The organism is Bradyrhizobium sp. AZCC 2262 (genome assembly GCF_036924535.1).
In the GTDB taxonomy this organism is placed as follows: Bacteria; Pseudomonadota; Alphaproteobacteria; order Rhizobiales; family Xanthobacteraceae; genus Bradyrhizobium.
The window spans coordinates 6,291,424-6,310,420 of the sequence record NZ_JAZHRT010000001.1; the positions used below are offsets into that span (position 1 = coordinate 6,291,424).

Genomic DNA, 18,997 nt, shown 5'->3' on the forward strand with positions numbered 1-18,997 from the left:
AATCGGGCGTTGCAGCAACGGGTGCCGTCGGACCCGGTGGGTGCGTCAAGACCCGATGGGGCAAGACAGCGGATAGCGGTAACCGAACGCCTGGATTGTGCGAACGGAGAAGGCCACACGACATTTACCAGTACGCGACTAGTAAGCGCGTGCGAAATCACCTTCCTGCTTGATCTCGCCAAAGGCCGGAAAGCGCGCCTGCCATCGCGTGCCCTTGGCCTTTGTCAGGGCATTGAGGCTTTCAAGCACCGCAACGCCGTCCTTGCGCAGGCTTGCCGCCACCGCCGCACGATCCGGAAAATGCTTGCGAACGGCGTCAAGCCAGATCGTGCGTCCCGCAAGGAAGCCGCCGGCGCCCGCCGCATAGGCGAACTCCAGCACCCGCTCGAATTTCTCGGGCGCTGCACCACCCGACAGCAGCACCCAGGGAATGTTCCGCTCGCGGCAGATCACGCCGATGGCATCGAACTCCTTCTGCGCGGCTTGCGCCGCCGCGCTCCCGTCCCGCGGCGGCAGGCTGTTGGCGGCGAGCGGGCTCTCCAGCTTCAGCAGGTCGACGCCGTATTCCGGCTTGACGAACTCGTGCACGCTGTCGATCACCAGTCCTGGCAGCTTGCCGGGCGATTCCACATAGTCAGCGGTGTGATTGGCGCTGCCGAGGAACGGATAGACCAGCAGCTCCAGCACATAGGGAATGTCGTGGCGCGCACACTCCTGCCCGATCTCGCGGACGAACCGCTTCTGATGTTCGTTGACGCTAGCGTCAGCATCGGGACGGTACCAGGCCAGCACCTTGACCGCGTCACCGCCGATCGCGCGGATCTTCTCCACGCTCCAGTTGGCGATGGCGCGTGATTTGCGGCCGCCGGCGGCCTCCTCAACGCGGTGCTCCTCCAGCGTCATGATGAGACCGCAGCGCGCGGGCAGCAGGTCGATCGCGGCCGGGACGGCAAAGTTCGGATCGAACAGCATCGAGCTGCAATGCGGCGCGAGGCTTTCCACCAGCAGGCGCTTGGCGGCGGTGACATCGGAATACTCGACCTGATCGCGCGTGATGCCCTTTGCCTGGGCGATGGCGTCGAACAGCGGCGGCCGCTGATCCAGCGCAACCATGCGAAAGTGGCCATCCGCATCCGCCAGGCGCGCGATGCCCCGGTTCTTTCCGATCGTTCTCATTGGTGCGTCCTCATGAAGGCAAGACAGTCATTGATGGAAGGAATTCCGGCGCGGCCGCCCGACCGGGTGCATTTCAGCGCAGCGGCCGCAGCCGCGAATGCCATGGCATCCTGCACATCGAGGCGCGCGCCGATCGCGAAGACATAGGCGCCGTGGAAGACGTCGCCGGCACCCGTCGTGTCGACGACGGCAACAGGGTATGCGGCGCGCCGCCGCAGATGGCCGTCCTCGTACCAGCTCACCCCTTCGCTGCCGCGCGTGACGGCCATGACACGGCAATTGAAGCGCGCGAGCTTGTTCAGGGATGCATCGTCCGCCGACCCGGCAAAGGAAGCGAGCGCAGGCTCGGAGAAAACGGCGTGATCGGTGAGCGGCAGCAGGCGCTCGAACACCTCGGCGCCGGCGACATCGCCATCGAGCACGGTCGGAATACGAAGCGCGCGCGCCTTGCCGAACAGCGCGATCGCGCCTTCGACCCAGCGCGGATCGGCAAGCACCGCGGACGCCTGCACTACTTCATCCAGCGGCAGCCAATCGGCAGCCTCGGGAAAGGTCCCGCGAAAATTCACGATCTGCCGCTCGCCGGCGCTGTCGACGATGATCCCCGAGACCGAGGAGCGTCCGTCCGGAAACAATCTGAAATTTGCGACGTCGATTCTTTCGGCAGCCAGCGCCGACCGCATTTCGCGCCCCGCGGCATCGTCTCCCGCACGGCCCCAGAATGCGACGGAGCCGCCGAGCCGCGCCCCCGTCACGGCGGCGTTTGCCGCCATTCCGCCGCCGAGCGTCGCATAGTCGGGGCTCCTGATCTTCTCGCTTTGGCCAGAAAAAAACCGGTCGACGCGCCACACCTGATCAAGCGCCGAGAGCCCGAGGCAGATGATACGGACCCGCCCGGCCCTCGACGCGATATCCGCGATCACCCCGCGATCTTCGGTCGCCTCGCGCGCGGTCACTGCAGCACCCGGCCGTCGTTGCTGTCGAACAGATGGGTTTTCCCCGGCTGCGGGCGAAGGCTGAGGAGGTCACCGACCCTCGGCCGCAGCGACGGATCGACGCGCGCAATCGCCGAGGCGCCTGCCAGGTCGAAATGGATCAGCGTATCCGAGCCGAGCGGCTCGACCAGCTTGATCGTCACGGCGATGCCGTCGGCCGGATCCGCCGCCACGACAAAATGCTCGGGACGGATTCCGAGCACGCCCTTGGCGGCCTGGCGCAGCGGGCTGCAACTCGCAGCACCCAGCGGCACTACCGCGCCGCTCTGGGAAAACACCACGCCGTCCCCACGCCACTCTACGGGGAAGAAATTCATCGTCGGCGAGCCGATGAAGCCCGCCACGAACTGGTTGGCCGGCCGCTCATAGACCGCCTCCGGCGTGTCGTATTGCTGCACCGTGCCGCTCTGCAACACCACGATGCGGTCGGCCATGGTCATGGCCTCGATCTGATCATGGGTGACGAAGACCATCGTGGTCTTCAGCTCCTGCGACAACGCCTTGATTTCGGCCCGCACCTGCCCGCGCAGCTTTGCATCGAGATTGGAGAGCGGCTCATCGAACAAAAACGCCTTGGGATTTCGCACGATGGCGCGTCCCATCGCCACGCGCTGGCGCTGGCCGCCGGACAATTCCTTCGGCTTGCGGTCGAGATAGGGCTCGATGTGCAGCAGCGCCGCGGCGCGCTTCACCCGCGCATCGATCTCGGCCTTCGGCGTCCCCCGCAGCTCGAGCGCAAAGGACATGTTGTCGTAGACCCGCATATGCGGATAGAGCGCGTAGTCCTGGAACACCATGGCGATATCGCGCTGCGCCGCCGGGATGCCGTTGACGCGTTTGTCGCCGATATAGACGTCGCCCGCCGTGATCGGCTCGAGCCCCGCGATGATCCGCAGGAGCGTGGACTTGCCGCAGCCGGACGGGCCGACAAAGACGACAAACTCGTGATCGGCAATCTCGAGATTGAGATCGGGGATCACGGCCAAGGTGCCGTAGCGCTTGACGAGATTGCGGATCGAGATCGAGGCCATAATGGTCAGTCCAGCGCCAGCACGGGCTTGATCAGCTCGCCTTTGGCAAAACGTGCAAAATTTTCCGGCAAGCTCGAAAGGCCGAATTCGCCGTCGACCAGGACGCGATATTCGTCCTTGTAGCGGCGCAACAGCGCAACGTTCGGCTCGAAATCGGCGATCGGAAAATAGAAAGTGCGGATCATGTAAAAATCCTTGCGGCGAAACACCTTGCCTTCCTCGATGGTCCAGGGCGCGGCGTTCTCGCCGACCAGCACCAGCGCGCCGCGGGGCAGCACCAGTTCGATGCCGAGATTGCGCGCCGCATGCGCGCCCGAGCATTCCATGATCAGCGCAAAGCGTTTCGAGGTGTCGCCGACCGGGTGCGCGCTTGCGCCGAAGGATTGCGCGATGGCAAGCCGCGCAGCGTTGGGATCGGCGACATGGATGTCGTCATAGCCGAGGCTGCGCAGCGCCAGCACGACGCCAAGCCCGACCGGCCCCGCCCCCATCACCAGAACAGGAGCAGCCTCCTGCGGCGGCACCACGCGGCTGACGAACCGCACCGCGTGACCGGAGGTGCCGATCACATCGAGGAGCAGCGGCGCGAGGCTGTCCTCGATGTCGTCAGGCACCGGCAGCAGGCAGTTCTCCGGTACCGGCACATATTCGGCATAGCCGCCCGGCCGGTTCCAGCCGATCAGGCTCGATACTTCGAGGCACATCTGGGTGTCGCCGCGCTTGCAGGCGGCGCAACGGTCGCAATGAAGTGGGATATAGACGGCGCAGCGGCGGCCATGCAGGCGATGGCCCGGCTGCTCGACCACGCCGAATATCTCGTGACCCGCCGTGAACTCCGCGCCCTTGTGCCAGAGCTTGAAGTCGGAGCCGCACAGCGCCGTGCGCGAGACGCGCACCAGCACCTCGCCAGCAGCGACTTCCGGCGTCGCTACGCGCTCGATGGTGATGCGTTCGTGGCCGTGGAAGACCGCAGCGCGCATGATCGAATTCGCTGATGGAGAGACGTTCATCGGAGCACCTAACCCTTTACCGCACCGAGCGTCAGCCCGGAGACCAGCCAGCGCTGAACCAGCGCGGCGAGAATGAGCGGCGGCAGCGCGATCAGCGTCGCCGCCGCCATCAGCGCGCCCCATTGCGTCGAGCCTTCGCCGATGAAATTGAAGGCGGCCGCGATCAGTGTCTTGCTGTCACCGTTCGACAGCACCAGCGCGAACAGGAAATAGTTCCAGGAAAAGACGAAGGCCAGGATCGCCGCCACCGCGATGCCCGAACCAACCAGCGGGAGCGCGATCCGCCAGAGGATCCGCGTGACGCTGCAGCCGTCGACTTGCGCGGCTTCGAAGACGCTGCGCGGGATGCCATCGAAGGACGGCATCAGCACCCAGATCACGATCGGCAGCGTGATGACGGCGTGGCTGAGAATGAGCGCCGTGTAGGAGCCGATCATGCCGACCTGGCGGAACATGACGTACCACGGCAGCAGGAACAGCGTGCCGGGCGCCATGCGCGCCGCCAGCGTCAGGATGGCCGGCCATGAAATCCGGGTCCATGACACGGCGAAGGCCGCGGGAATTCCGAACAGCAATCCGAGGCTGGTCGAGCCGATGGTGACGATCAGGCTGTTGACCGCATAGCTCACGAACGGTGTCGTCTTCATGAGCTGGACGTAGTTCTCCAGCGTCGGCGAGAACATCAATGTCGGCGGATACGCCGTCACCTCGAACGAGGGTTTTAGCGACGACACCACCATCCATACCGTCGGCGTCATGATGATGATGCCGGCGAGCACAAGTTGCAGCAGGTTGAGGTGGCGAATCCAGCGGTCGGTGGTCGGTGCGTCGGTCATGTCAGCACCTACCAGGCGACCGCGCCGCGCAAGCGGTTGAATGCGAGCACCGCGCCGAACACGATCGCGGTCAGCGTCAGCATCAACGCACTGGCATAGCCGATGTTGAAGAATTCGAATCCGACCCGGAAACCGTAGATATTGAGCGTGTTCGATGCGTTGCCGGGACCGCCCTGGGTAGTGATGTAGATGATGTCGAAGAAGCGCAGCAGGTCGACACTACGCAGGATGGCTGCGGTGACGATGGTCGGCAGCAGGAGCGGCAGCGTGATGCGCTGAAAGGTCTTGAACGCCGAAGCGCCGTCGATCTGGGCTGCTTCATAGACGCTCGGCGGCAATGACTGCAGCCCGCCGAGCACGATCAGCGCGACATAGGGCGTCCATTGCCAACTGTCGATCAGCGCGACGGTCGGAATGACCCACCTCGGCGAGGCCAGCCACTCCGATGGCGGCAGGCCGAGCGATTGCAGGATGTAGTTTGCCGCCCCGAGCGACGGATCGAGGATCACGAGCCACATCATGCCGGCGACCACCGGCGGCATCATGAAGGGCGAGATGAACATCGACCGCACGATTCCGGGCAGGCGCTTGGCGTGAAACAGAACCAGCGCCAGCCAGACGCCGAACACGAGCTGCAGAACCAGCGAGAGCACGTAGAGCGCGATGGTGACCCACAGCCCGTGCCAGAACTCGTAATCGGAAATGAGTTTCGAATAGTTCGCCAGGCCGGCAAAGGACTGCTTGCCGGTCGACGAAAAACTCTGGAAGCCGAGCCAGATCGTGTAGACGACCGGGAACGCGATCATGGCGACAGTGAAGATCACTGCCGGCGCCGAGAGCGCCGACAGTTCCAGCCGTTGCCGGTCCTCTGTCAATGTCGCAGCCGCATCCGACATGCGTACACTTCCCTTTCAGATCATCCCACCCGTCGACGTCACGCCAGCCGCTACTTTTGCGCGATCAGCGCATCGAGCGCCTTGTCCGCATCGGCACAGGCCTGATCGACGCTCTTCTGCTTCAGGATCAGATCCTGCACGGCCTGGCCGATGAATTCGCGCGACTCGGGATTGGCGACGATCGGGTAGCCGACCTCGGAGGATCCCTTGGTTGCGAGCACGTCGAGCGCGGCCTGCCATTCCTTGCGCACCGGCTCGGCGTCGATCCATTTGCGGTATTCGGGATCGTTGGCGACCGCCGGCCGCGGCGGCGCGATCCCCTGCAGCGCCATGCGCTTCTGGATCTCCGGACTGGTTGCCCATTGCACGAAGTACCAGGCGGGACTCGGCTGCTTGCTGTAGGCGGACACCGCCATGCCCCAGCCGATCGCGGTCGGCACCTGCCCGGCCTCGCCTGCCGGGAACGGCGCCAGACCGGTGTCCTTGAGCCGCTCGCCGCCGTCCATCACGGTGCGCAGTTCATTGGAGGATTCGAACGACATCGCGACGCGGCCGCTGCGATAGAGCGCCGATATCTGCTGGAAGCTGTAGTTGACGACGCCGGGCGGGCCATAGTCCCGCAGCAGCCGGCTGTAGGTATCCAGCGTCTCCTTGCCCTTCGCCGAGCAAAGATTGGATTTTCCATTTGCCATGTAGCTGCCGCCGATATTGTGCAGCATGTTGCTGAAGGTGTAGGCGATCGCGGGCTTCAGCCCGCGCGAGACAAACGGCGTGATGGTAGAGTCGCAGGCCTTGATCTTTTGCGCCGCGGCTTCGACGTCCTTGATGGTCGCCGGCTTCTCGACGCCGCATTTCTTGAGGACGTCGGTGCGGTAATAGAGGATCGGCCCCTCGATGTTCATGGGCATGCTGGTCACCTTGCCGTTGTATGTCCCGGCTTTCAGCAGCGCCTGGCTCAGGCCGGCAAGATCGTAGTCCGTCGCCACCTCGTTCTTCGACATCGCCGCCAGATCGGCATACCAGCCTGCGGCGGCGAACTGCTCGCCTTCCCGCGACGGCAACGTCATGAACACATCAACCTCGTCGCTGCGCGCATTCATGACGGTGACCAGCCGCTGGCGCATCTGCTGCTCCTGGTAGCCGTCGACCTTGAGCGTTATTCCCGTGAGTTTCTCGAAATCGGCCTTGTAGGTCAGCAGCGCCAGCGCCACGGGGTTGTTGTTGGCGAGGAACGTGACGGTCTTGCCCTGGAACTTCTTCCATTCGAAATCGGCCGCACGCGCCTGTGCGCTGACGGCGGCCGCCGCGAGAACCGGCAACGCGACGCGCGCCGCAAACATCCTGGGGTTCATTGAACTCCTCCCTGACCGGCTTGTTGTCTGCCTGTTCGGCAGCGCCTTTCTGAAACCGTTTACATCCTAAGCGCCGTCCTCCGCCTGTCAAGAGATGGACAATTCATCGAACATCGAGCAGAATTGCGAAGCGATCTTCGATGAAGCGCTCAACCATTTATGTAACGTTACATTGACAAACCCATGAGCCCGACTGCCGTCAGTTCATTGAAGCAAGGCATCCGCGCCGTCGCTGCGCGCGCCGGCGTCTCGACGGCGTCGGTCTCGCGCGCGATCAACAATCCCGAAGCGGTCAGCCCCTCCTTGCGCGCACGCATCTCGCAAGCGATCGAGGCGGTCGGCTACATCCCGCATGCGCCTGCCCGCATTCTTTCGTCGCGCCGCTCGCGCACGCTGGGTGCGATCGTGCCGACCATCGACAACACCATGTTCGCGCGCGGCATCGCCTCGTTGCAAAAATATCTTTCCTCCGTCGGTTACATGCTGTTCCTGACCACCAGCGGTTACGATCTCGAAGCCGAGCTGGAACAGGCGCGCAACCTCATCAGTCGCGGCGTCGATGGGCTGGTGCTGCGCGGCGATTGCCATCATGACGCCTTGCGCAAGATGCTCGCCGACAACGCAGTGCCCTTCATCAATGTCGGCATCTACCGGCCCGATCGTCCCTACCCCTGCGTCGGCACCGACAATGAGGCCGCGGCCTACCGCGCTGCCGCCCATGTCGTTGAACTCGGACATGTCAGGATCGGGATCGTCTCCGCCCTCCAGCGCAACAACGATCGCGCCAGCGCCCGCGTCGCCGGCTTCCGCCGCGCGCTTGCCGAAGGCGGCATCGAACTGCCGGAGAAATGGCATGTCGAGGTGCCCTACACGCTCGACGATGCGCGCGAGGCGGCGCGCTATCTGCTCAGCCTCGATGACCGTCCGACGGCGGTGGTCTGCGGCAACGACGTCATCGCCTACGGCGTGCTGCTGGAAGCCGAGCGCAGCGGTTTCTCGGTGCCGCGCGACCTCTCCGTGGTCGGCTTCGACGATCTCGACTGGAGCCGGCATTTGCGGCCGAGCCTGACCACCATTCACGTTCCCACCGGCGAGACCTGGCAGCGCGCCGGCGAGTATCTGGTCCGGCGGCTGGCCGGCGAACAGACCATCATGCATCACGAGATCGACCATTCGCTCGTCGTTCGCGAGTCGACGGCCCCGCCCCTGAAACGACACGGACGATCGCGATGACCTGCACCTTCTCGCTGGCTCAGGGTTTTCATGCCGTCGTGATCGGGGGCGCCGGCGATATCGGCGCCGCCATCAGCAATTTGTTGTGCGAATTAGGCGCAACCGTCACCGCCACCGCCGTCAACGAAGCCGATCTTGCCCGGACGCCGCTTGAGCCGCGGGCCGGGCTTGAGCTGACGACGCTCGACGTCACCAACGACGCCGCGGTCACAGCACTTGCGCAACGGCACCACCGCGTCGACGCGCTGGTCAATTGCGCCGGCATCCTCGCCCGCGACAAGGAATATGAGATCGAGACCTTCACCAAGGTGCTCGACGTCAATCTCACCGGCACGTTCCGGACCTGCATGGCGTTCCGCCCGCTGCTGGCCAAGGCCAAGGGTTCGATCGTCAACATCGCCTCGATGAATGCAACGCTGGCGCTGCCACGCATTCCCGCCTATTGCGCCAGCAAGGGCGGCGTCGTGATGCTGACCAAGTCGCTCGCCTTGGCCTGGGCCGAGGAAGGCATCCGCGTCAATGCGGTGGCGCCGGGCTATATCGAGACCTCGATCAACGCCGCCGGCCGGTCCGACGCTGCGCATTACCAGCGCATCGCCGACCGCACCGCCTTCAAGCGATGGGGGCAGCCGGAAGACGTTGCCGGCGCGGTCGCTTTCCTCTGCATGCCGGCGTCGCAATATGCGACCGGAACGGTGGTCGCGGTCGATGGCGGCTTTCTCGCCGGATAACGCGTTTTCCCGCGAGGTGGGAACGGTTCGCGTCAAGAAAACGCGTCAAGCATCAACCGTATCAATGAAGCTTGTTTGCTCCCGCTGACGACGATCGGGTGACCGGATCGCCATTGCCTGACAGGATCTGGGCCGCGCCGCCGATGCCGCGTCGAAAGGTTTCATCGAATGTGACGCCGCGAATTTGCCAACGGTGCGTTTGGCCGCGCCAGTCCATCTGCCACTGCGTGGCCCAGCCGAGGTCCCGGTCATCCCAGACCAATCGCCCGACCAAAACGACTTCGCCACCCTGCGCCGCCGCAACCGGCGCCAGCGCCGGGAAAGACGGCGTCCTGAGCTCCGCGCCGGTGATGTTCGATTTCGCCAACGCCGCCGTGCCGGGCAGCACGATGTCCATGCCACGCTTGTCGGCCGCGGCGAGCAGCGCGTCACGCTGCAAGTCGGACTGGGTCCCATCCGCGGTCACGATATAGTTCTTCGCGCCTTGTTCCATCTCGACAAAGACGGCAAGGGACGGGCGATGTGAAAGCCAGGGCTTGAGGCCAAACGCCCCAAGAATGTCGTCGATCTTGTCTTCCTCAAACTCCACGGTGAGATCGAAAGGCCGGTCGCGGGTACCCTGCTCGTCACGAATAGGTTTGCCAAAGAACTGATCGCGATAGCTGAATGCCCTGACGAAATCCTTTGCCTTCGACTTGTAGGCGGCCAATCGCCGGTCACCACTGAGTTTCTGTGCGCCGGATGCCTTGATGAGGACGTCCTCCAGACTGGCGGCAAAGCCGGTCATGCGGTTCGCCTCACCCTGGCCTGTCACGGTGACCTTCGTACGATAGAGATCAGCCGCCGCCGCGGCCATGGTGCCGGCGCACCAGGTCAGGAGGGCTGTCAGAAAAATGCTGATAATCGCGCGGTCCGCACCACGGCCTGTCAGGATAGACCGGCGTGTCGTCCTATGCAGATCGGCCATGACGATGCCTCCGCGATTCCGCCTGGGGATGTTCTTTTCTCCAAACATTCGTTCGTTTTTGCGGAAACGCAAATTTTCCGAGACCGCTTGCAGCCGCGCAAAGGGCCACGAGCGGACTCATCGCGGTGGCGCTCTTGCGATGCTTCAACCAGCAACTCAACCGGCGCTCCGGTCGTGATTCAAGTCCTGCGGCACCCGCGAGTGAAATCAGGGACTTATTGCTTCGTCTGTACGTCCTACATGCTTCAATCACCGCTGCCAAATCACCGCAAACCTCGTCGCGGCGCAGCATGCAAAATGAGACTACCTGTCAAGTTGCAGCAGGTGAAGTTGCGTGCGCGGCCCCCGTCATCGGTTAGCTTCAGCCCCGGCGATCTCTGTCGCAATGCATTCCGGCTGCACGGTACGCAACCGGCATCGGCCGCATGGCGATTTGGAACGACCTAAAAACTGGCGATACAAGGGAGGGGTTCGATGTTTAAAAGCTGTGCGGGACTGGTCGCGCTGAGCAGCCTGTTGCTTTCCGGCGCCGCCTTAGCTCAAGAGAAGATCAAGGTCGGTGTCACCGCGACGCTCGAAGGCACCTATACGGTGCTCGGCGAGGACGGCATACGGGGCCATCAGACGGCGCTCAATACGCTTGGCAAGAAGGTCGGCGACAAGGAACTCGAATTCATCATCGCGTCGACGGATGCCACGCCCGACTCCGCCATTCGCGCCGTGCGCAAGCTGATCGAGCAGGACAAGGTCCAGATCCTGCTCTCGCCGCTGTCCGGCGACGAAGGCATTGCGGTCAAGAACTTTGCCAAGACGCGGCCCGAGTTGACCTTCGTCAACGCCGCCTCCGGCGCGCAGGAAACCACTTACGTCGATCCGGCGCCGAACTTCTTCCGCTACAACATGGACGGCGCCCAGTGGCAGGTCGGCCTTGGCAAATATGCCTATGAGACCAAGGGCTATCGAAAGATCGCAACCGTCGGCGAAGACTACTCATTTATCTACACGCAGGTGTTCGGACTGGTGCTGGAGTTCTGCGGCGCCGGCGGGCAGGTCACCAACCGGCAATGGGTGCCGCTCGGCACCAAGGACTTCGCCTCGGTCATTGCCGCGCTGCCCGACGATGTCGATGCGATCTATCTCGGCCTTGGCGGCGCGGACGCCGTCAATTTCCTGAACCAGTATCAGCAGGCCGGCGGCAAGGCGCATCTGATGGGCGGCTCGATCATGGTCGACCAGACCATCCTCTCCGCCAAGGGCAACGCCAAGAATGCGCTGCTCGGCACCATTGCGGCGAGCGGCCAGGCCGACACCTGGGAGGGATCCGGGCTGGCAGAAGTTCGTGAAGGCCTATCAGGATGCCTTCCCGCCGAACAAGCGGTTCCCGAGCCCGTCGCTGCTCGCCACCAACTACTACGGCTCGACGATGGCACTGATTCAGGCGTTGCGCCAGGTCAACGGCGACCTCAGCAACAACCAGGCGAAGCTCAAGGAAGCCCTCGCCAAGACCGAGATCGATGCCCCCAACGGCAAGATCAAGCTCGACGCCAACCGCCAGGCCATCGGCACCAACTTCGTCACCGAAGTGGTGGATGACGGCAAGGGTGCCTTGTTCAGCAAGGTCGTGAAGGTGATCCCGAACGTGAACCAGACCTTGGGCTACGACCCGGCGGTATTCTCCAAGATCGGACTGCCGAGCCGGACGGTTCCGGAGTGCAAGAAGTACTGAGTTTCTTCGCATTTGCGAACGGGCCCCGGTCACGCGCCGGGGCCCGGGCCGGACCCGGCGGGATGTGATCTTCCCTTGCATTCTCACGGCGGATGTTGAACGCTTATTGAAAAGACAAGAACATCCCCGCGGGAGGGAAGGCATGAGCAAGGCTCTCGCCGTCTTCCACGGCCGGTTCGGTCGCGCGACGGTCTATCAGTTAAACCGCCCCTTCAACATGCATGCGCATCGCGAAGGGCATCTGATTTTTCATGTCGGTGGAACGCCAGCCCGCATTGATGTGTGCGATGAGCGATGGCTCCTCATGGAAGACTCGATTGTTGCCATCAACCCTTGGGAACCACACAATTTTGTCCCGACGGATATGGAGAACGGCGCGATCTTCTTCGTGCTCTACGTGAACGCCGAATGGTTCGCTCCCGATGCGGCGCGGGCCCACGGCCTGCGGTTCGGCCGCACCTGTTTCAAGCGCACGGCCACGCTGGACAGGCATATTCGCCGATCCGCGGCACTTGTCTGCGGCGCGCCTTCACTCAGCAGCCTCGATTGCGAACTCAGGCAGTTGATCGACAGCTGCTATGAAGAGAGCTGGCAGAGGTCCGAGCCGGTCCAGGAGACCCGCACCGCCGCCGCCGTCACCGACTTTCGCGTCCGCAAATCCATCAAGCTGATGTCCGAAAGTCCTGGCGCCGAGATCGAACTGGATTCGATCGCGCGCGCCTCCGGGCTGTCGCGCCCACACTTCTACCGGCTGTTCCGCACCCAGACCGGCGTCACCCCGAACCTCTATCTCAACACGCTCATCATGGAACAGGCCTTGGACGCGTTGGTCGCGACCGAAGTGCCGATCGCCGATATCGGCTTCGATCTCGGGTTCTCCTCCCAGAGCGGTTTCACCCGCTTCTTCGCGGCCAATGTCGGGATGGCGCCGACCGAATACCGCCGCGCCGCCAAAGTCTTGCGCCCCTGAGCGCACCCGGCGCGAAAAGATACTGACAATCAAGTGCAAGGCCCGCGGCGCCATTAGGATGGCCGAAAACGCGAGCCGAAACGGCCGCGGCGTCTGGGAGGACGGCATGGCGACGGCCGGGCCAAAACCGTGACAAGGTTCATCGAACGTCATCCGGCATGGGCGCTGATCCTGCTGATCGCGGTCGCGGTGATGCTGTGGCTGATCCTTGCCGTCTGGCCACCCGGCCTCGAAGAGGCGATCGGCCGGAAGCGGGTCTTTCTCAACGCCGTTTTCAACGGCATCACGCTCGGCAGCCTCTACTTCCTGGTGGCCAGCGGGTTCACGCTGATTTTCGGCCTGATGCGCAACGTCAATCTGGCGCATGGCTCGCTCTATCTGTTCGGCGGCTACATCGGTTACGCCATCAGTACCTGGACCGGCTCCTGGATCCTCGGCTTCATCATCGCGTTTCTCGGTGTGGCGCTGCTCGGAATCGTCCTGCAGATCGCCGTCTTCCGCCGCATGGAGGGGCAGGATTTGCGCCAGACCATGGTCACGATCGGGCTCTCGATCGTGTTTGCGGATCTGATGCTGTGGGTATTCGGCGGCGATTTCTATCAGATCCAGACCCCGAACTGGCTGGTCGGCCCGGTCGAATTGCCGCTGGTCACCGCGGTCAAATCGTCGGGCGAGGCGGTCTATCTGCGGTATCCGATGGTGCGGCTCGTGATCTTCGTTGCTGCCGTTGCGATCGGCATCGTGATGTGGCTGGCGCTCAATCGAACCCGCGTCGGGATGATGGTGCGCGCCGGCGTCGATGACCGCGATATGCTCGCCGCGACCGGCGTGCCGATCCAGCTCGTCTTCGTGGTCGTGTTCGCGCTCGGCGCTGGCCTTGCCGGCATCGCGGGCGTGGTCGGCGGAACCTTTCAGTCGCTTTCGCCCGGCGAAGACACCCGCTTTCTGCTGGCTTCCCTCGTCGTCGTCATCGTCGGCGGCATGGGATCGATCCCCGGTGCTGCGCTGGGCGCCGTCATCATCGGCCTCGCCGAGCAGCTCGGCTCCGTCTACATCCCGACCTACGCGATCGTCGTGACCTTCCTCATCATGGTGTTGGTGCTGGCGCTGCGGCCGCAGGGCCTGTTGGCGAGGCGCTGACATGTCGTTGGTCCAGGGCGCGCATCAAGAGACCAGACAGCCGCGAGATGCGCGCGCGACGCTGCTGGCGTGGCCGGAATTCAACAAGCCGGCTGTCTGGCTGGTGGCGGTGATCCTCTTGATCATGCCGTTCATCGCCAGCGGCTTCTTCCTGATCGAGATCTTCGCCACCACGCTGATCCTGGGGACCATCGCCCTCAGCCTGATGTTCCTGGCGGGCTATGGCGGCATGGTCAGCCTGATGCAGCTCACCATCGCCGGCTTTGCCGCCTACATGGTCGCGGTGTTCGGCATGAGCGCCAACACCAATATCAGCCTCGGCTGGCCGTGGTGGCTTGCAACGCCGATGGCGCTGGTGCTCGCGACCATCTTCGGCACGCTCGGCGGCACACTCGCGGTGCGCACCGAGGGCATCTACACCATCATGATCACGCTCGCGATCGGCGCGGCCTTCTACTATTTCACCAACCAGAACTGGGCGATCTTCGGCGGCCACACCGGCATCAACACCATCGCCACGCCGAAGTTCTGGGGCGTCGACTGGCGCTCCGACGTCCCCTATTATTACATCACGCTGGGCGTCGCGGCGTTTTGCTATTTCGCGGTTCAATATGTCTCACGCGCGCCGTTCGGCCTCGCGCTGCAGGGCGTGCGGGACAATCCCCGCCGCATGGCGGCGCTCGGCTTCAATGTCAACGCGCATCGCGTGGCGGCCTACGCCTTCGCGTCCTTTATCGCCGCGCTCGGCGGCGTGCTGCAGGTCTGGAACTACCGGCAGATCTCGCCCGGCTCGGTCAGCGTCGGCGCCTGCATCGATATCCTGATCATCGCCGTGGTCGGCGGCATCACCCGCCCCGTTGGCCCCTTCATCGGCGCCTTCATCTTCGTCATCCTGCGCACCTTTGCGCTCGATCTCCTGGTCAAGTTCGGACTCGACGGCAATCGCTTCCGGTTGCTGATCGGCCTCGGCTTCCTCGCCATCGTGTTCTGGTCATCAGACGGCGTGATCGGGCTCTGGGAGCGATGGCGCCACCGTGCGGCCACTCCAGAAAAACGCGGAGGCGGAGGCCATGGCCATGGATAGCGCCGCGCCACGCTTCTCGGCCGTCGGTGCCGGCGCCGCACTGGAGCTGCGCGGCGTGACGCGGCTGTTCGGCGCGCTTGCGGCGCTGACCGACGTCACCCTCACGGTTCGCCCGGGAGAACGCCGCGCCGTGCTCGGCTCCAACGGCGCCGGCAAGACCACGCTGTTCAATTGCGTGACCGGCGATTTTCCGCCGTCCTCCGGCACCATCCGCTTCTTCGGCGAGGACATCACCCACTTCCCGCCTTACGAACGTATCAGGCGCGGCTTGCGCCGCACCTACCAGATATCGGCGCTGTTCCCCGGCCTCACGGTGCGGGACAATGTCTACCTCGCCTGCCGCGGCGTTTCCCGCGGACGATTTTCTCCGCTGCGCCCGGGCGCGAACGACGCCTTGATGCATGCAGCCGAAGCGCTGATCCAGGCGGTGCATCTGACGCCGGTCAGGGAACAGCTGGTCGCGGAACTCGCGCATGGCCAGCAGCGACAGCTCGAGATCGCGCTCGCACTCGCCGGCGCCCCGCGCTTCATCCTGTTCGACGAACCGGCCGCGGGCCTGTCGCCTGCCGAGCGGCGCGAGCTGATCGAAATCCTGACATCGCTGCCCGCCCATATCGGCTACATCATCATCGAGCACGACATGGATGTCGCGCTGCGCGTCGTCGAAAGCGTCACGATGATGCACAACGGCCGTATCTTCAAGGAAGGCCTGCCGCACGAGATCGAAGCCGACCCCGAGGTCCAGGAACTCTATCTGGGGGCCGGCCATGAGTGAGGTCCGCCGCTCCGCACCCGCCCTCGAAGTCAGGGGCCTCGACGTCTATTACGGCCATTCGCACGCATTGCAGGGCGTCGACCTGACTTTGGACTCAGGCGTGTTCTCGGTGGTCGGCCGCAACGGCATGGGCAAGACCACCCTGTGCAAGACCATCATGGGTTTGTTGCGGGCAAGCGGCGGTTCGGTTCGTGTTCGCGGCGAGGAAATCACCCGCCTCAGCCCGGCGCGGATCGCGCGGCTCGGCGTCGGCTATGTACCGCAAGGGCGGCGGCTGTGGCGCTCGCTCAGCGTCGCCGAGCATTTGAGCCTGGCCGCCGGGATGCGACGCGGCGCCTGGACCATCGACCGCATCTACGAGACATTTCCCCGCCTCGCCGAACGCAAGGACCATGGCGGAGGTCAGCTCTCGGGCGGCGAGCAGCAGATGCTGGCGATCTCGCGCGCGCTTCTGACCAATCCGCATCTGCTCATCATGGATGAGCCGACCGAAGGCCTCGCGCCCGTCATCGTCGCCCAGGTCGAGGAAATGCTGGTGCGCCTCGGCGAGGACGGCGACATGTCGGTGCTCGTGATCGAGCAGAATATCGGCGTCGCCACCGCGATCTCAAAGAACGTCGCGATCATGGTCAATGGCCGCGTCAATCGCATCATCGACTCTGCGCGTCTGGCGGCCGACCGCGAGTTGCAACAGCGTCTGCTCGGCGTCGGCGTCCATGTCGGACAGGAAGCGGATGTCGAAGCTGTCGATACAGGCGCCGAGGCCGGGGGCCGTCCCGCGGCACCCCGCGCCACCGGCGCCGCACCGATCCGGGTCTACATCTCCAATCCCACGCTGCCGACGCGCTGGTCGCAACCAGCGCCCATTGCGCGCATCGAGGGCGCAGCGCGCACGCTTTCGACGGGCGTCACGCGGATCGAAGACGCTGCACGGCAGAAACGCCAAAGCGGCGCCGGACTGCAAAACGCATCGGGCCCGCCCGTCGTGCTGGTCGTCGGCACGCTCGACACCAAGGGTGAGGAGTTGCGTTTCATTCGCGATTTGATCGCCCGGCACGGTCTGCGGACGCGGCTGGTCGACGTGTCCACCAGCGGCAAGCTATCCACCTGCGACGTCTCCGCCCAGGAAATCGCGCTCAACCATGGGCGCGGCGGATCGAGCGTGTTTGGGTCCGACCGCGGCGCGTCGGTGACGGCGATGGCGGACGCCTTCGCCAACTGGCTGCGCCGTCAGGGCAATGTCGCAGGCATCATTTCGGCGGGCGGTTCCGGCGGCGCCTCGCTGGTCGCGCCCGCCATGCGCGCCCTCCCCGTCGGCGTGCCAAAGCTCATCATCTCCTCCGTCGCGTCGGGCGATGTCGGCCCCTATGTCGGGCCTGCCGATATCACCATGATGTATTCGGTAACCGACGTGCAGGGCCTCAACTCGATCTCGCGCGCGGTGCTTGCCAACGGCGCCAACGCCATCGCCGGCATGGTGAAGGCACGGCTCGAAAATCAGGCCAGGACCGAGCGCAGCGCGCCGGCTGATCTGCCGGCGATCGGTATCACCATGTTCGGCGTGACGACGCCGGCCGTGCAGAAGATCGCGGCCGACTTGCGCGGCGATTTCGAATGTCTCGTCTTCCACGCCACCGGCGTTGGCGGCCGCTCGATGGAAAAGCTGGTCGATTCCGGAATGCTCGCCGGGGTCATTGATCTCACGACGACGGAAGTCTGCGATCTCCTGATGGGCGGCGTGTTTCCCGCCACCGACGACCGCTTTGGCGCAATCATCCGCAGCCGCGTGCCCTTCATCGGCTCTGTCGGCGCGCTCGACATGGTCAATTTCGGCGCGCCCGACACCATCCCCGAACGCTACCGCCAGCGCAAATTCCACGTTCACAATCCGCAGGTGACACTGATGCGCACCACGCCGGAGGAGAACGAGCGCATCGGGCGCTGGATCGGCGACAAGCTCAACCGCATGGACGGGCCGGTGCGCTTCTTTCTGCCGGAAGGCGGCGTTTCCGCGCTCGATGCGCCGGGCCAGCCATTCTGGGATCCGGAAGCCGATGCGGCGTTGTTTGGCGCGCTGGACCGCAGCGTGCGCCAGACCAGCAATCGCCAGCTTATCCGCGTCAAGCGCCACATCAACGAGCCCGAATTTGCATCCGCCATCGTCAACGCGCTCCGCCCTCTGGTCGGACGCCCGGGGACCCGTCGGAAAGTCGCGAGGTGACCATGGCGAAGTTCGAACGTTCAGCCATTCTGAAGAAGTTTCGCAACATGGCCGCCAGGGGCGAGCCGATCGTCGGCGGCGGCGCCGGCACTGGATTATCAGCCAAATGCGAGGAAGCTGGCGGCGTCGACCTGATCGTCATCTACAATTCGGGACGTTATCGCATGGCCGGGCGCGGCTCGCTCGCCGGCATGATGCCCTATGGCGACGCCAACGCGATCGTCGTCGAGATGGCGGGCGAGGTGCTCCCCGTCGTCACGAAGACGCCGGTGCTGGCCGGCGTCAACGGCACCGATCCGTTCCGCGACATGGACAGTTTTCTCGATCAGTTAAAGGCGCTGGGCTTTGCCGGCGTGCAGAACTTTCCAACCGTCGGGCTGATCGATGGCGTATTTCGCGCCAATCTCGAGGAGACCGGAATGTCCTACGCGCTCGAGATCGACATGATCGCCAAGGCGCGTGACAAGGACATGCTGACGACGCCCTATGTATTCAGCGAAAGTGAGGCCGCGGCGATGGCGATCGCAGGCGCCGACATCATCGTCTGCCATCTCGGCCTGACCACCGGCGGTGCGATCGGCGCACACACCGCGCTAAAACTCGAAGACTGCCCGGAACAGATCGACACCTGGGCGGCGGCGGCGCTCAGCGTCAATCCGGACATTTTTGTGCTGGCCCATGGCGGTCCGATCGCCGAGCCTGATGACGCCGACTTCATCATGAAACACACGCGCAAGTGCCACGGCTTCTACGGCGCCTCCTCGATGGAGCGCCTGCCGGTGGAGCGGGCGCTGACAGAACAGGTTCGTAAATTCAAGGCGATCGGCGCGCGGTAACGCCGAGACCAAAAGGAG

16 protein-coding genes and 1 pseudogene are annotated in these 18,997 nt (G+C 64.2%); 9 read left to right on the forward strand and 8 right to left on the reverse strand.

Annotated features, from left to right (window positions below):
• Window positions 1-138 precede the first annotated feature (138 nt).
• Genes V1283_RS29445 through V1283_RS29475 form a run of 7 tightly spaced genes read right to left on the reverse strand, consistent with a single transcriptional unit; the run spans window position 139 to window position 7,296 of the window.
• Window positions 139-1,176: a tagatose 1,6-diphosphate aldolase gene (locus tag V1283_RS29445; protein ID WP_334390110.1), complete on the reverse strand. Its 1,038-nt coding sequence runs from the start codon at window positions 1,174-1,176 to the stop codon at window positions 139-141.
• Window positions 1,173-2,132: a sugar kinase gene (locus V1283_RS29450; RefSeq protein ID WP_334390112.1), complete on the reverse strand. Its 960-nt coding sequence runs from the start codon at window positions 2,130-2,132 to the stop codon at window positions 1,173-1,175. The genes V1283_RS29445 and V1283_RS29450 overlap by 4 nt, the downstream gene beginning before the upstream one ends.
• Window positions 2,129-3,202: an ABC transporter ATP-binding protein gene (locus V1283_RS29455; RefSeq protein WP_334390113.1), complete on the reverse strand. Its 1,074-nt coding sequence runs from the start codon at window positions 3,200-3,202 to the stop codon at window positions 2,129-2,131. Before V1283_RS29455 ends, V1283_RS29450 begins: the two co-directional genes overlap by 4 nt.
• 5 nt (window positions 3,203-3,207) lie before the next feature.
• On the reverse strand, window positions 3,208-4,212 hold the full coding sequence (locus V1283_RS29460; RefSeq protein ID WP_334390114.1) for a zinc-dependent alcohol dehydrogenase family protein: 1,005 nt from the start codon (window positions 4,210-4,212) through the stop codon (window positions 3,208-3,210).
• Window positions 4,213-4,220: 8 nt separating this feature from the next.
• On the reverse strand, window positions 4,221-5,048 hold the full coding sequence (locus tag V1283_RS29465; protein ID WP_334390115.1) for a carbohydrate ABC transporter permease: 828 nt from the start codon (window positions 5,046-5,048) through the stop codon (window positions 4,221-4,223).
• A gap of 8 nt (window positions 5,049-5,056) precedes the next feature.
• Complete coding sequence (locus V1283_RS29470) at window positions 5,057-5,944, reverse strand: carbohydrate ABC transporter permease (protein ID WP_334390117.1); 888 nt, start codon at window positions 5,942-5,944, stop codon at window positions 5,057-5,059.
• Between the two features lie 50 nt (window positions 5,945-5,994).
• On the reverse strand, window positions 5,995-7,296 hold the full coding sequence (locus V1283_RS29475; RefSeq protein WP_334390118.1) for an ABC transporter substrate-binding protein: 1,302 nt from the start codon (window positions 7,294-7,296) through the stop codon (window positions 5,995-5,997).
• Window positions 7,297-7,479: 183 nt separating this feature from the next.
• Here V1283_RS29475 and V1283_RS29480 point away from each other — a divergent pair, with 183 nt between their 5' ends.
• Complete coding sequence (locus V1283_RS29480; RefSeq protein WP_334390119.1) at window positions 7,480-8,529, forward strand: LacI family DNA-binding transcriptional regulator; 1,050 nt, start codon at window positions 7,480-7,482, stop codon at window positions 8,527-8,529.
• Window positions 8,526-9,260 carry an SDR family NAD(P)-dependent oxidoreductase gene (locus V1283_RS29485; protein ID WP_334390120.1) on the forward strand — a complete coding sequence of 245 codons (735 nt, stop codon included), beginning with the start codon at window positions 8,526-8,528 and terminating at the stop codon, window positions 9,258-9,260. Before V1283_RS29480 ends, V1283_RS29485 begins: the two co-directional genes overlap by 4 nt.
• Before the next feature lie 61 nt (window positions 9,261-9,321).
• Here V1283_RS29485 and V1283_RS29490 read toward each other — a convergent pair whose 3' ends face one another.
• The gene (locus V1283_RS29490) at window positions 9,322-10,227 is read right to left on the reverse strand and encodes a DUF2066 domain-containing protein (RefSeq protein ID WP_334390121.1); all 906 of its coding nucleotides are present in this window, start codon (window positions 10,225-10,227) and stop codon (window positions 9,322-9,324) included.
• A 474-nt stretch (window positions 10,228-10,701) separates the two neighbouring features.
• Between V1283_RS29490 and V1283_RS29495 the strand changes: the two are divergent.
• The 7 genes and pseudogenes from V1283_RS29495 to V1283_RS29525 all read left to right on the forward strand — a co-directional run bounded on the left by V1283_RS29495 (window position 10,702) and on the right by V1283_RS29525 (window position 18,979).
• A pseudogene (locus V1283_RS29495) lies at window positions 10,702-11,953 on the forward strand (ABC transporter substrate-binding protein).
• Between the two features lie 142 nt (window positions 11,954-12,095).
• Window positions 12,096-12,923 carry a helix-turn-helix transcriptional regulator gene (locus V1283_RS29500; protein WP_334393224.1) on the forward strand — a complete coding sequence of 276 codons (828 nt, stop codon included), beginning with the start codon at window positions 12,096-12,098 and terminating at the stop codon, window positions 12,921-12,923.
• 129 nt (window positions 12,924-13,052) lie between these two features.
• Entirely contained in the window at window positions 13,053-14,063 is a 1,011-nt protein-coding gene (locus V1283_RS29505; RefSeq protein ID WP_334390122.1) for a branched-chain amino acid ABC transporter permease, read from the forward strand.
• Window position 14,064: 1 nt separating this feature from the next.
• Complete coding sequence (locus V1283_RS29510; RefSeq protein ID WP_334390123.1) at window positions 14,065-15,147, forward strand: branched-chain amino acid ABC transporter permease; 1,083 nt, start codon at window positions 14,065-14,067, stop codon at window positions 15,145-15,147.
• Window positions 15,140-15,922, forward strand: coding sequence for an ABC transporter ATP-binding protein (locus tag V1283_RS29515; RefSeq protein WP_334393225.1), 783 nt, complete (start codon window positions 15,140-15,142; stop codon window positions 15,920-15,922). The genes V1283_RS29510 and V1283_RS29515 overlap by 8 nt, the downstream gene beginning before the upstream one ends.
• Complete coding sequence (locus V1283_RS29520; protein WP_334390124.1) at window positions 15,915-18,143, forward strand: ABC transporter permease; 2,229 nt, start codon at window positions 15,915-15,917, stop codon at window positions 18,141-18,143. Before V1283_RS29515 ends, V1283_RS29520 begins: the two co-directional genes overlap by 8 nt.
• A 2-nt stretch (window positions 18,144-18,145) precedes the next feature.
• Window positions 18,146-18,979 (forward strand): phosphoenolpyruvate hydrolase family protein, encoded by an 834-nt coding sequence (locus tag V1283_RS29525; protein ID WP_334390125.1) that lies wholly within the window; start codon window positions 18,146-18,148, stop codon window positions 18,977-18,979.
• The last annotated feature ends 18 nt before the right edge of the window (window positions 18,980-18,997 follow it).